Below are 12586 nucleotides of genomic sequence, written 5' to 3'. Positions count from 1 at the left end.
ATCTGCCACGTATGTCGCTCCCGCGTATCAACATTATACGCAGAGAGCGTTATTTATTTTATTTGTTAAATTATCCACAGGGAGAATAAACCGGATTTAAACGGGCTGAAAATGCTTGGTCTTATACAAAATTGGCGGGCAGGGCGCCCGCCAGAGAGAGGTCACGTTCGGTTTTGAGAACGGTTATTTCAGGTCATCGACCATTGCGATAGCGCGGCCGATGTAGTTGGCTGGTGTCATGGCCTTCAGCCGCGTTTTTTCCGCTTCAGGTAATGCCAGACCATCGATAAATTCCTGAATACCCGCGGCATCGACGCGTTTACCGCGCGTCAGCTCTTTCAATTTCTCGTACGGCTTTTCAATCCCGTAACGGCGCATGACCGTTTGGATCGGTTCTGCCAGCACTTCCCAGTTGTGATCCAGTTCGTCAGCCAGACGATCGCGGTTCACCTCCAGTTTGCTGATGCCTTTCATCGTGGCCTGATACGCAATCAGCGCATAGCCCACACCTACGCCCAGATTACGCAGTACGGTGGAGTCGGTGAGGTCACGCTGCCAGCGAGAAACCGGCAGTTTGCTGGCCAGATGCGCCAGAACGGCGTTCGCCAGACCCAGGTTGCCTTCTGAGTTTTCGAAGTCAATCGGGTTTACTTTATGCGGCATGGTGGAGGAACCGATTTCGCCAGCAATCGTTTTCTGCTTGAAGTGATTCAGCGCGATGTAGCCCCAGATATCACGATCAAAGTCGATCAAAATCGTGTTGAAACGCGCGATGCAATCGAACAACTCGGCGATGTAATCGTGCGGCTCGATCTGCGTGGTATACGGGTTCCAGTTGATGCCCAGTGAGGTGACAAAGCTTTCGCTAAACTGGTGCCAGTCCACTTCTGGGTAGGCAGCCAGATGGGCGTTATAGTTACCGACGGCGCCATTAATTTTGCCGAGAATCTCAACTTGTTGCAGTTGACGATACTGACGCTCCATGCGGTAGGCCACGTTAGCGAACTCTTTACCGATGGTGGAGGGCGTGGCTGGTTGACCGTGTGTGCGAGAAAGCAGCGGGATATCGCGGTATTCCTGCGCCAGCGTTTTCAGCGCATCAATGATTTGACGCCAGTGCGGCAGGATGACGTCGCGGCGAGCGGTATCGAGCATCAGCGCGTGAGACAGGTTGTTGATATCTTCTGACGTACAAGCGAAGTGGATGAATTCGTTGACGGCGTGCAGCGCAGGAATGGCGGCCACCTTTTCTTTCAGGAAGTATTCAACGGCTTTCACGTCGTGGTTGGTCGTACGCTCAATGGTTTTAATGCGTGCCGCATCTTCTTCACTGAATTCGGCGACAATTTTATCAAGGAAAGCGTTTGCGTCCGCGTCAAATGCAGGAACTTCCTGGATCTCTGCACAGGCTGCCAGTTTTTGCAGCCAACGTACTTCAACCTGCACACGGAATTTCAGCAAACCGAATTCGCTGAAAATGGCGCGCAACGTGCTGACTTTATCGCCGTAGCGTCCATCAATTGGGGAAACGGCGGTCAGTGAGGATAATTCCATCGCAAGCAACTCCTGAGATTGGTTTCAATAACGATTAATTTCAATAAAAACAATTAATTTCAATAAAAACAATGATTTAAATAACGGCAACCGATTTTGTGACGCTGGCGTGAATCACACCAGCGTCAGTCATAGCGGCAAGAATAGCATCAAACGGATGGGCAACGCGCCAATATCTGTTTCGCTTCTTTAACCAACTGGCCGCGTGAGAACATCAACTGTAGGCGTCCACCGCCAATTTGCTGCCAGAGTACCGCAGAGCGGATACCGGCCAGCAGGGCCGCGCGCACTTTTGCCTGCACCTGACTGTTTTTCAGCACTTCCGGCGAACCGGTAACCTGAATACGCGGACCCAGTGTACTGATGACATCCACGTAAATTGCCGCCAGCGCGCTGACAATCGTTTCGGAAAGCAGTTCGAAATGCTCCAGTTGGCGCTCCAACTGTCCAATGCGTTTACCTAATTCATCAAGTGCGGCAGGCTTCGCTTTCAGCTTGCGCTCTAGCGCAATCAGGCTGAAGGCATAGCGTGATAACTCCGCACCGGCACCTTTATTACTGCTGGTGTTCAGAATACCTAACAGCGTTTCCACCCCAATTTTCAGGTTTTGCTCGTCATTGCCGTAAACGGCCAACGTGGATGCTGGGTTGAGATTCAATACGCTGTTCAGCGAGGTGTGCAGTGCAGCGTTATTACACTGACCGGTATGGGCCAACTGCTGGACGACATGCGCTGATTGGCAAATACCCGCTAACGCCAGCGTAATCTCATAATAATTCTTAGCCACGGTTACTCCTGTAAGCGTTCTTCAATGATGCCGCCGCCAAGGCACACGTCGTCCAGATAAAAAACGGCGGATTGACCCGGCGTCACGGCTGCAACGGGCTCATCAAAACGCACGGTAATGCGATCGTCGCCAAGTGGCGTAACGGTGCAAGGGATATCCGCCTGACGGTAACGGGTTTTCACCGTACAACGTAATTCAGCGGTGAGCGGCTGACGGTCAACCCAATGCAACTGTTGTGCGATTAAGCCGTAGGACATCAGGCGAGGATGTTCGTGCCCCTGCGCGACATACAAAATATTATTAGCGACATCTTTATCCACCACGTACCAGGGATCTTCGCCGCCGTCTTTGACGCCGCCGATGCCCAAGCCTTTACGCTGCCCCAGCGTGTGGTACATCAGCCCCTGATGTTGTCCCATCGGTTTGTTGTCGTCGACGGACAGAATCGGACCCGGCTGTGCGGGCAGGTAGCGCGCCAGAAAATCAGTAAATTTGCGCTCGCCGATAAAGCAGATACCGGTAGAGTCTTTCTTCTTGGCGGTTGCCAGCTCAAGCGCTTCGGCGATCTTGCGCACCTGTGGTTTTTCCAGCTCACCGACCGGGAACAGACTTTGTGCGATCTGTTCGTGGCTCAGCGTATAAAGAAAATAGCTCTGGTCTTTGTTGCCGTCCATGCCGCGCAGCAAACGGCTCTTGCCGTCGACGTCATGGCGACGAACATAGTGGCCTGTCGCGATATAGTCTGCACCGAGATCCTCGGCGGCGAATTCCAGGAAGGCTTTGAATTTGATTTCTTTATTGCACAGGATATCGGGATTGGGGGTACGGCCCGCTTTGTATTCTTCAAGGAAGAGTTCAAAAACGTTGTCCCAATATTCAGCGGCAAAGTTGACGGTATGTAATTCGATACCCAGCTTGTCGCAAACGGCTTGCGCATCGGCAAGGTCGGTGGCTGCCGAGCAATATTCCGTGTCGTCGTCCTCTTCCCAGTTCTTCATGAACAGGCCTTCAACATGATAGCCCTGTTGCTGTAACAGGTAAGCGGAAACGGAGGAATCAACACCGCCGGACATACCGACAATCACTTTCTTCTGGCTGTTATCTGACATGGAAGTCTCACGAACTGAAATTTACTGACGCATTGATGCGAAAAACAAGCGGCATATTTTAGCATGTTGAACTGCGGGCTGCATTGCTATTCCTGCTGTGCGGCGCTTCGCTCACGTATGGCAGGAATAACAGAATGCCTAGAAAGGCCAGTTGAACGCACCCAGTACGGTTAACGGATAGCGTTCTGGCTGCTGATAGCAGCGGATGCTTTCAGCCACCAGCGGCGAACGAAGCTGGCGCGAATGCAGAATTTCCTCGGCGGTTAACCAGTGGCAGCATTCGATATCGCTGTCGTGCGGTTGGGTAGCAACCCGCCCAGGCAGATCGAGCGCGAAGCAAAAGCGTAAAAATGGCGTGCTGTCGGGCGCGATCCATTGGTGCAGACGCAAGAAACTCTGCGGCGTAGCCTGAATACCGGTTTCTTCCCATAGCTCACGGCTTGCCGCCTGAATCAGCGTTTCGTCGGCCTCCAGATGCCCTGCGGGTTGGTTCCACAATAATTTATCGTTAATCAATTCTTCGACGACCAGAAAATGGTTTTCGGCCTGTACCACACAGGCGACTGTCACATGGGGTTTAAACATCCGCTATCTCCTTCCATTCTCCGGGTAACAGGTTTTCTACCGTCTGATTGGCCATACCGTATCGAATTAGACGCAAGGTAGGATACCCAATATTCGCCGTCATACGACGGACTTGCCGATTACGCCCTTCATACAGCGTGATTTTTAGCCAGCAGTCAGGAATGCTTTTACGCTCGCGTATGGGCGGATTACGTGCCCACAGCCAGCTGGGTTCCGGTACGATTTCCGCCCCTGCGGGCAGCGTTTTTCCGTCATTCAGATCCAGACCGGTACGAAAGCGCGTCAGCGCGGCATCGTCAGGAATACCTTCGACCTGAACATAGTAAATTTTGGCTGTTTTTTGCGTTGGCTGGGTGAGTCGAGCCTGAAGTTTGCCGTCATTGGTGAGAATCATCAGACCTTCGCTGTCGCGATCCAGACGACCGGCGGCATAAATACCGCTAACCGGAATGTAGTCTTTTAGCGTGCGGCGTCCGGCTTCATCAGTGAATTGTGGCAGGACATCGAAGGGTTTATTGAACAAAACGATTCGACGCGGCGCGTTATCAGGTTGCCTTTTTTTTGCCGGCTGTGAGCTGAATCGTTTAACTTTGTGATTTTTAACAGGGAATTTATTCATCATCTTTATAGTCGCGGAAAACAAAAGCATTATACTCGAAATGGTTTGCGATTGGCGCGGGCTAAATATTCAAGTAGTATTGACACGCATCTTACAAGTCATTAACAAAATTGCGCTCGAAGGAGAGGTTAATGGAAAGCAAAGTAGTTGTACCGACAGAAGGTCAGAAAATCACGGTTGATGCTCAAGGTAAACTGGTTGTTCCAAACAATCCGGTTATCCCGTTTATCGAAGGTGACGGCATTGGTATCGATGTCACGCCTGCCATGATCAACGTCGTTAACGCCGCCGTGAAGAAAGCCTATCAGGGCAAGCGCGCGATTTCTTGGATGGAAATCTATACCGGTGAAAAATCCACGCAGGTCTACGGTAAAGATGTCTGGCTGCCAGACGAAACGCTGGATTTGATCCGTGAATACCGTGTGGCGATTAAGGGCCCGCTGACAACGCCAGTCGGCGGTGGTATTCGTTCTCTGAACGTTGCACTGCGTCAACAGTTGGATCTGTATGTTTGCCTGCGTCCGGTACGCTACTACGAAGGTACACCTAGCCCGGTTAAACAGCCTGAGTTGACCGACATGGTGATCTTCCGCGAAAACGCCGAAGACATTTATGCAGGTATCGAGTGGAAAGCGGGTTCTGCTGAAGCAGACAAAGTGATCAAATTCCTGCGTGAAGAAATGGGCGTTAACAAAATCCGTTTCCCTGAGCAGTGTGGTATCGGTGTGAAGCCGTGTTCGGAAGAAGGCACTAAACGTCTGGTTCGCGCTGCAATCGAATACGCGATTACCAACGATCGTGATTCCGTCACGCTGGTGCACAAAGGCAACATCATGAAATTCACCGAAGGCGCGTTCAAAGACTGGGGATACCAGTTGGCGCGTGAAGAATTCGGCGGTGAGCTGATCGATGGCGGCCCGTGGGTGAAAATCAATAACCCGAACACCGGTAAAGAGATCGTAGTAAAAGACGTGATCGCCGATGCGTTCCTGCAACAAATCCTGCTGCGTCCTGCTGAATACGATGTGATCGCTTGTATGAACCTGAACGGTGACTACATTTCTGATGCCCTGGCGGCACAGGTTGGCGGTATCGGTATCGCCCCAGGCGCGAACATTGGTGACGAATGTGCACTGTTCGAAGCCACGCACGGTACGGCACCGAAATATGCGGGTCAGGATAAAGTGAACCCAGGTTCTGTGATTCTGTCTGCTGAAATGATGCTGCGTCACCTGCAATGGTTCGAAGCGGCTGACCTGATTGTTAAGGGCGTTGAAGGCGCGATCAAGAACAAGACCGTGACTTACGATTTCGAACGTCTGATGGAAGGTGCTAAGCTGCGTAAGTGTAGCGAGTTCGCTCAGGACATCATCGATAATATGTAATCTGCTGTTCAGCGCAGATGAGTATTAGGGGCCAATTTGGCCCCTTTTTCTTTATGGGTGACCAATGCTTTGTGATCCGGGAATCAGTCTGAAGTACATGTGGTCGGGAATCGGGCTGTTCCAGCCACCGATGTACATCGCAAAGCCGATCATGCCAAAAAGAATGCAGAGTACCAGAATTGTCATCGTGATGCCGGACAGCGCAGTTTGTCGCCATAGTGGTTTGGTTGTTTTGCTGACTTTTGCCTGCGAGCCTGAGGGTTTCGTCAGGGAGAAATAAAGCGTTGAGGCCACCGGGCAGGATTCGACGCAGGTCATACAGGCCGTGCATTCTGCCGTTCTCACCTGAATCAGCTTATCCACCGGGATGTTAGACGGGCAGGATTTGGCGCACTTGCCGCAATCGATACAACTGGTGGCGTTGCGACGGATCTTGAAGGGCGACAGCAGTGAAAATACCCCCATGAGCGCGCCGTAAGGACAGAGGTAGCGGCACCAGAAATGGCGGACAAACAGACTGGTGAACGTGAAGAGAAAGACGCAGACCAGTGTGATGGTGCCGATATTACGAAAGAAGCCGAGCATTTTAACATCGGCGATCAGGCCGTAGGGCGACATCAGGAACATATAAATGCCTTGTGCCGGCATTGATAAGGCGATGTAGAGAAAAAAACCTAATAGCAGATATTTCAGGCTGCGCAGTGGAATATCCAGCCACTTCGGAAGAATGAAATGGCGGCCAACTATTTTTTTCCCCAACGCACCTACCCACTCGGAAATCGTGCCGATAGGACACAGCCAGGAACAGAACGATTTCTTCAGCAACACGCTAATCAGAATAAATGCTGCAAGTAATAGCATTGACGCAAGGTGAATAGGAGGAAAATTACCTGTTTCCCATGTAAACTTAGCGTTCATCAATCCTGCAATTGGCAGCCAGCCTTCAATACCACTCGGTCTCGGCATATAAAGACTTGTGCCGCCGGTTTCAAAGTAGCGTACCCAAAAATAGAAGGTGACGCCGATATAAACGTTGATCGCCAGTAGAAGAAGTTGTGTTGCTCTGCGCCAGGTTAGAGCATTGCGCCAGTCGTTCCAGGGACGTTTTCCTCCGGTGGTGCCAGGACGCCGTTGCCACCGCTTTCTTGCTTTCTCACTCATTGCTCTCAATGTCTCCCATTTATTTTTTTCATTCGGCGCTTTCAACGTACCGAAGGGATCGTGGGGCAACGTTATCATGCTCTTAGCGGTCAAAAATTGATTTGTGCATTGCAAATGCATGTTTGTGTTTTTTTAGCAGAGCGATTTAAATAAGAGAAGGGGAGATAACGTGGTATTCACCGCATCAGGGATAGTGTACTGAAGAGCGATGTCTAAGAATAAAGCCTTAGCGATATAAAAATAATGGGTACAAAAGCGTACCCATTCTATTAATTGCCAGATGGTATTATCTTTTATTTTCTCTATCATACTTCAAACGGCGTGCGTTGGTCGGCATCAGCGTAGAGGAATGCCTTGCTGCATTTTCCACAACTCGAATGATTTAAGTTATATGTTATTAAAATCAGAGGTTATCGCTATTAGTCAATTATCTATTTTTAGTCTGTTCCTTTAATTACCACCTGGTTGTTAATTTATGACTTTTGGCATTATGCCTGAGAGTGTTGCTTTGCCTGTGACTCTTCTTTTCGCATTGTTCTGACAATTTTATAAATCCATTGCAGCGAGACATTATATTTTTTAGCCAACGCGCTGTGATTGCGTCCGTCAAATTCTTCATAGATTTGAAGATCGCGTTGAGAAGCGCGCCAGGATATCCCCATTGGGAAATAAACGTTTTGTCCGCCCCATACGGTCATCATATGTTTGGCAACGGCATTGCCGACCAGCTCGGCTGTTTGCGGATCGAGTTCGGTGACGTTTTTGACCGTATCGGCCACGTGTTGAGAAAGTTCGACCAGAAGCTCAGGACCTTTACTGCGAAATTGTGGTTCAGTCATAAATCACCTTATTGTTATGCATGAGTGTTGTTACTGACGTGAAAACTGGGTTGTTACCTTTGCAGAGATTACGCTGCTTTCATGTGTCCATTTAAAACTAAAGTTGTTTTTGTGTCAACATCTTTAGTTTTAATTTGAGTTGTTTTTGGTTGTGAAAAGAAATGACAACCTGCGGTGTGGCGCGTAGAAGAGGCCAGATGAAGGACAAAAAAATCCCGCCATAGGGCGGGAAAGGAACACAGAGACAGGATGAATAACACAACATCAACAAGGGTTGATGAAACAATAGCATAGTGATTGTATAAAACTGTGGCGTGTGGGTAAGGTTATCTGAGCGAGGGTAAACGTTTTTTAGCGGCGCGGCGCTTATCCATAACGTGACGATTGGCGACAGCAACACAAAGCCGGTGTCCGTATCGGTCCACCGGCTTTAGTGAGAGGAAAAGAGAGACGGCTATGACGCGGGATACCGTCAGTATCGGGACTATAGCAGTACCGAATACCAGAACACGCGGCCAATAATCTCGACGTCTGATTCGTAAGCTTCTTCGTCAGCTTCGCGATTGAAGCTATGGATGACGAGAAGGCCGCCAGGCTTGCGGTAAAGCTGCTTGATTCGCTTGAGCTTATCGTTACCGCCGCCTTCCTGAGCGATGGCGTAGAGCTTGCCATCAATAATGCGTTTGTTGTTGGTATCAACCGCGACGGTGGTGCCATCAGGAATGATGGGTTCCATACTGTCGCCCGCTGCCGGGAAACAAAGCACCCCTGAACCGTCCGTATTTGCGCCAACCTTACGCAGCGTAGCTTTAGAAAAACGGAGCTTAAAGCCGTTGTAATCCTCGCTTTGAACACGTCCGTCGCCGCAGGCAAACTCAATATCCTTTAAAAAGGGCACTTCCACCTCGTCCTCTGATAGTTCTGTCGTGCTGTCCCAAGCTGATACGGTGCCCCATTCTGATTTTGGCGGAATGCTCGATTCCTGGACAGGTCGAGTTACCCCGTCGCTACGCATTGGGTCTTCGCCGTTTGCCAACCATTCAGGGCGAACATGGAGTGCATTGGAAAGCTCAACAATTTTGGTTGTCTGCGACGCTTTCCCCACTTCGATCTTCTGTATGGCGGCCTGAGATACGCCAATCATGTCGCCAAGCGCTTTTTGGCTAAGCCCTTGTGCGATTCTGGCGGTCTTTAATCGTTCTGCAAGTGTCGTTTTCATTCATTCAATGTACAACTTAGGTTGTCACTTATCAAGCGCGTATTAATTTTGTTTAAAAAAAGCGCCCATTATCTTTCCTTGCCGTGCACAAAAATCACGCATCAATACAACTTTGAAAACGATTTAAGTTGTTATTTATAGCGGCAAGCCCATTTGAATAAGTGAGATAACGTCGTCATACAGAAGTGCGATTGCTCGACTATCAAAAATCCTAATAAGTATCAGGCGGTCATAGTATCATCTTATTCCACCCCCTGATTTGCTTTAAACGTGTGTCTCACTTGATCTAAATCACAATCCGACGGTATGCATTTTGCTTTTATGGAAATCCCGCTGTGGGAAATATAACCAATAAATTCGTTTCATTAAGCATGCGCATGACTGCGTGTCGCGGAGGATGTATGTCTGTAATTCGCACGTGTTTAAGTCTGTTTGGTGGTGATACGGTAATCGTTCGGTGTGCAAATACATTTGAAGTGCAAATGAGCAATGGTGAACAGGAAGCATTGGCTGAAGAGAATAGTGTTACGCAGGATTCTATTTGTCGTCATGCGGAAGGCGAAGTGTATTTAACGGTGCCTTATACTGGGATTTGGGATGTCGTCATCCGAGCAAAAAACGACACGCCTGAGCATTCCATAACCTATTTTCCTGCCTAATGATTTCTCGGTTGGTTATATTCTGTTAATCACTTGATAATATGTTTCGTTATCCAGTTGTGAAAATTTGAATATACCAACCGTCCCCCTTTCTTTTTTGCTTCCATCCTGCAACGTTGTGAGTGCGTCGCTATCTTTCTATTTCGCTTTTCACCTATCATCTTAATTGATACTTCCACTTGTTATTATTAATGACTTGAAGGGATGATAGAGTCTGGATCTTTTGCCATACTCAACACTCAGCCACCATGTGTCGTGATTCTAGGCAAGCGAAGGGGCTTTGGTTTGATAACGCTGGCCCGCTGTTCTTATCGTGCTCATTGCTGCAACATTTTGGATTTATAGCTAAATTTTTGTCTAATCTGAACATTAAATACGATGGGAGGGGGAACCCATGAGTCGTGCCCCAATAAGCAAAGATGAAGACAAACGTCTTGCTGCTCTTCGTGAGTATGGAATTAAGAACGTATTATTTGACCCGAGTTTGAGTAACCTGATTAGTCTGGCCGCTAACATCTTTAGCGTACCTATCGTTTTGGTGTCGTTGGTGGAGGCTGAGCGTCAACTGTTTGCTGCCAGCGTGGGGGTTCCTTTTTGCGAAACGCCTCGTGATATCTCTTTTTGCGCGCATACGATCTTGAAGAAAAAAATCATGGTAGTGCCTGATGCTCTCAAGGATGCGCGTTTTAAAAATAATCCTCTGGTTGTGGGGGTTCCCTACATTCGTTTTTATGCCGGTATTCCCTTAATTACGCCGTCCGGGCATGCCATTGGTACCTTATGTATTATCGATTTGAAACCCAGAGCGACATTCAGCAAACGTGACGAGCATAATTTGCAGGATCTGGCTTCATTAGTCATGGACAAGCTGGAAATGCGACGTCTGGAACTTGCGCGCAAAGCCAGTCAGGTGCGTTTCGAAAATATTGCCAATACCTCGCCTGATACCATTCTGTGCGTTAATGAGAAGGGGATGATTACCTTCTGGAATACTGCCGCAGGGCATATGCTGGAATATACTGATGAGGAAATTATTGGCCGCAGTATTAATACCATTGTACCCGATGCCTTTGTTGTACAACTTAATCACTTGGTTGCCGATCGTGATTCGCTGATGAAAGGCGTGACGCTGGAACTGAACGTGCAAGCCAAAAGCGGTAGCCTGGTTCCGGTCGAACTGTCAGTTTCGATGTGGGAAGACAACAACAATATTAGCTATGGCGCAATATTGCGCGATATTACAGAGCGGCGACGCAATGAAGAACGCCTATTTTTGCTGGCGCATCTGGATCCGTTAACCGGAGTGGCAAATCGTACGCTGCTGACATCTAATCTGGAAACCGCACTAAAGAATGAACCCGCAGTCTGCATCATGATGGTCGATCTGGACGGATTTAAAGATGTGAATGACAGCCTAGGGCATTCCAGCGGCGACAATATTCTGGTACACGTCGCCAAAAAAATAAAAGCCACGGTTCGCTCCGGTGATGTTGTAGCGCGAATGGGTGGCGATGAGTTTGCGCTGTTGTTTCCCGGTCTGAATGATAAAAAAGCCGCAGGGAAAATTGCTGAGCAGATTATCCATGAAATTTCGCAGGCGATGATTATTGACGATCATCAAATCAATATTAGCGCCAGCATTGGAGCGGTGTTGTACCCAGAATATGGGCTGACCGTGCAGGATCTTTTGACCAGCGCAGATTTGGCACTGTATCAGGCGAAATCTGAAGGCCGAAACTGTTATCGCTTTTTTACGCGCGAGCTGCTTGAAGTCTTTCAGGCCAAACATGCCTTCCAGCTAGAGTTCGTGCGGGCTTATGAGCTCAATGAATTTGAGATGTTCTACCAGCCACAGGTAAAGCTGGCAACAAATGAAATTGTCGGCGCAGAAGCACTACTACGCTGGCGTCACCCAGAAAGAGGATTACTTGGCCCTGCCGCTTTTCTTACTGCACTGGAAAATGGCCCGTGGGCGGAGCGAGTCGGTGATTGGATCGTCGAAACGGCATGTCGGCAGGCGGCGGAATGGTGTCGGGAGAGTGACAGCTATTTTCGTATCAGCATTAATCTTTTCAGCGCACAGTTTCGTACCGGTATGTTGGCGCAGAAGATTATGGATATCCTTGCGCGTACAGGATTGCAGCCAAGCTCGCTGGAGCTGGAAATCACGGAAAATATCATCCTGCGTTACGATGAAAACATGTTGCAACCGTTGAAGGCGCTGCGAGACGCGGGAATCGGTATTGCTTTTGACGACTATGGAACGGGCTACGCGTCGCTGAGTATGCTTAAAAATTACCCGGTAACTCGGTTGAAGATCGATCAGACTTTTGTCAGAACCATGTGTGAATCTCCACCGGACGCGGCGATTGTCCGTGCGATCCTGTATCTCGGGAAAAGTTTTGGCCTAGGCGTGATTGCAGAGGGGGTAGAAACATTAGAACAGAGCGAACGACTGCGGAGTAAAGGGTGTGAGGAAGCGCAGGGATACCTGTTTGGGCATCCGATGCCAGCGGAGGAATTTACTCAGCTACTGAAATTGAATAAGCCCATAGACGTGTAAGTCAGTAAATAGACGGATAACGGTTGTGGTATGTCTTTCTTAAAGGCCAACGTCCGCTGGCTTTCATAATTCCTCACGGTACACGCGGTTAACAGACTAAAAAGT

11 protein-coding genes are annotated in these 12586 nt (G+C 49.0%); 3 read left to right on the top strand and 8 right to left on the bottom strand.

What is annotated here, in order from left to right; translation table 11 throughout:
* Window positions 1-183 precede the first annotated feature (183 nt).
* From purB to rluE, 5 genes are all read right to left on the bottom strand, one after another.
* A complete protein-coding gene (purB, locus tag H0247_RS02810) occupies window positions 184-1554 on the bottom strand; it encodes an adenylosuccinate lyase (protein ID WP_180741148.1) in 1371 nt (456 codons plus the stop codon).
* Between the two features lie 149 nt (window positions 1555-1703).
* The gene (gene hflD / locus H0247_RS02805) at window positions 1704-2342 is read right to left on the bottom strand and encodes a high frequency lysogenization protein HflD (RefSeq protein ID WP_180741147.1); all 639 of its coding nucleotides are present in this window, start codon (window positions 2340-2342) and stop codon (window positions 1704-1706) included.
* Between the two features lie 2 nt (window positions 2343-2344).
* Window positions 2345-3451 carry a tRNA 2-thiouridine(34) synthase MnmA gene (mnmA, locus tag H0247_RS02800; RefSeq protein ID WP_180741146.1) on the bottom strand — a complete coding sequence of 369 codons (1107 nt, stop codon included), beginning with the start codon at window positions 3449-3451 and terminating at the stop codon, window positions 2345-2347.
* 138 nt (window positions 3452-3589) lie between these two features.
* Window positions 3590-4036, bottom strand: a complete 447-nt coding sequence (locus H0247_RS02795) for an NUDIX hydrolase (RefSeq protein WP_180741145.1) — start codon at window positions 4034-4036, stop codon at window positions 3590-3592.
* Window positions 4029-4655, bottom strand: a complete 627-nt coding sequence (rluE, locus tag H0247_RS02790; RefSeq protein WP_180741439.1) for a 23S rRNA pseudouridine(2457) synthase RluE — start codon at window positions 4653-4655, stop codon at window positions 4029-4031. The genes H0247_RS02795 and rluE overlap by 8 nt, the downstream gene beginning before the upstream one ends.
* 131 nt (window positions 4656-4786) lie before the next feature.
* Here rluE and icd point away from each other — a divergent pair, with 131 nt between their 5' ends.
* Complete coding sequence (gene icd / locus H0247_RS02785) at window positions 4787-6040, top strand: NADP-dependent isocitrate dehydrogenase (protein WP_180741144.1); 1254 nt, start codon at window positions 4787-4789, stop codon at window positions 6038-6040.
* Between the two features lie 51 nt (window positions 6041-6091).
* Here icd and H0247_RS02780 read toward each other — a convergent pair whose 3' ends face one another.
* The 3 genes from H0247_RS02780 to H0247_RS02770 form a co-directional block, all read right to left on the bottom strand.
* Complete coding sequence (locus H0247_RS02780; protein WP_180741143.1) at window positions 6092-7201, bottom strand: 4Fe-4S binding protein; 1110 nt, start codon at window positions 7199-7201, stop codon at window positions 6092-6094.
* A gap of 488 nt (window positions 7202-7689) precedes the next feature.
* Complete coding sequence (locus tag H0247_RS02775) at window positions 7690-8040, bottom strand: Mor transcription activator family protein (RefSeq protein ID WP_180741142.1); 351 nt, start codon at window positions 8038-8040, stop codon at window positions 7690-7692.
* 484 nt (window positions 8041-8524) lie between these two features.
* Window positions 8525-9259: a helix-turn-helix transcriptional regulator gene (locus tag H0247_RS02770; protein ID WP_180741141.1), complete on the bottom strand. Its 735-nt coding sequence runs from the start codon at window positions 9257-9259 to the stop codon at window positions 8525-8527.
* A 401-nt stretch (window positions 9260-9660) separates the two neighbouring features.
* Between H0247_RS02770 and H0247_RS02765 the strand changes: the two genes are divergently transcribed.
* A complete protein-coding gene (locus H0247_RS02765; protein ID WP_180741140.1) occupies window positions 9661-9918 on the top strand; it encodes a hypothetical protein in 258 nt (85 codons plus the stop codon).
* A 394-nt stretch (window positions 9919-10312) separates the two neighbouring features.
* Window positions 10313-12481 (top strand): EAL domain-containing protein, encoded by a 2169-nt coding sequence (locus H0247_RS02760; RefSeq protein WP_180741139.1) that lies wholly within the window; start codon window positions 10313-10315, stop codon window positions 12479-12481.
* The last annotated feature ends 105 nt before the right edge of the window (window positions 12482-12586 follow it).

Source organism: Pectobacterium sp. CFBP8739 (genome assembly GCF_013449375.1).
GTDB lineage: Bacteria > Pseudomonadota > Gammaproteobacteria > Enterobacterales > Enterobacteriaceae > Pectobacterium.
The sequence above is the reverse complement of the archived record's forward strand: the minus strand, read 5'-3'. Positions and strand labels throughout refer to the sequence as shown.

Excerpts from the sequence above, each read along its gene's own strand:
- H0247_RS02780 (WP_180741143.1), bottom strand. The coding sequence starts at position 7,201 with ATGAGTGAGAAAGCAAGAAAGCGGTGGCAACGGCGTCCTGGCACCACC.
- purB (WP_180741148.1), bottom strand. The coding sequence starts at position 1,554 with ATGGAATTATCCTCACTGACCGCCGTTTCCCCAATTGATGGACGCTAC.
- H0247_RS02795 (WP_180741145.1), bottom strand. The coding sequence starts at position 4,036 with ATGTTTAAACCCCATGTGACAGTCGCCTGTGTGGTACAGGCCGAAAAC.
- icd (WP_180741144.1), top strand. The coding sequence starts at position 4,787 with ATGGAAAGCAAAGTAGTTGTACCGACAGAAGGTCAGAAAATCACGGTT.
- rluE (WP_180741439.1), bottom strand. The coding sequence starts at position 4,655 with ATGAATAAATTCCCTGTTAAAAATCACAAAGTTAAACGATTCAGCTCA.
- H0247_RS02775 (WP_180741142.1), bottom strand. The coding sequence starts at position 8,040 with ATGACTGAACCACAATTTCGCAGTAAAGGTCCTGAGCTTCTGGTCGAA.
- mnmA (WP_180741146.1), bottom strand. The coding sequence starts at position 3,451 with ATGTCAGATAACAGCCAGAAGAAAGTGATTGTCGGTATGTCCGGCGGT.
- H0247_RS02765 (WP_180741140.1), top strand. The coding sequence starts at position 9,661 with ATGTCTGTAATTCGCACGTGTTTAAGTCTGTTTGGTGGTGATACGGTA.
- H0247_RS02770 (WP_180741141.1), bottom strand. The coding sequence starts at position 9,259 with ATGAAAACGACACTTGCAGAACGATTAAAGACCGCCAGAATCGCACAA.
- H0247_RS02760 (WP_180741139.1), top strand. The coding sequence starts at position 10,313 with ATGAGTCGTGCCCCAATAAGCAAAGATGAAGACAAACGTCTTGCTGCT.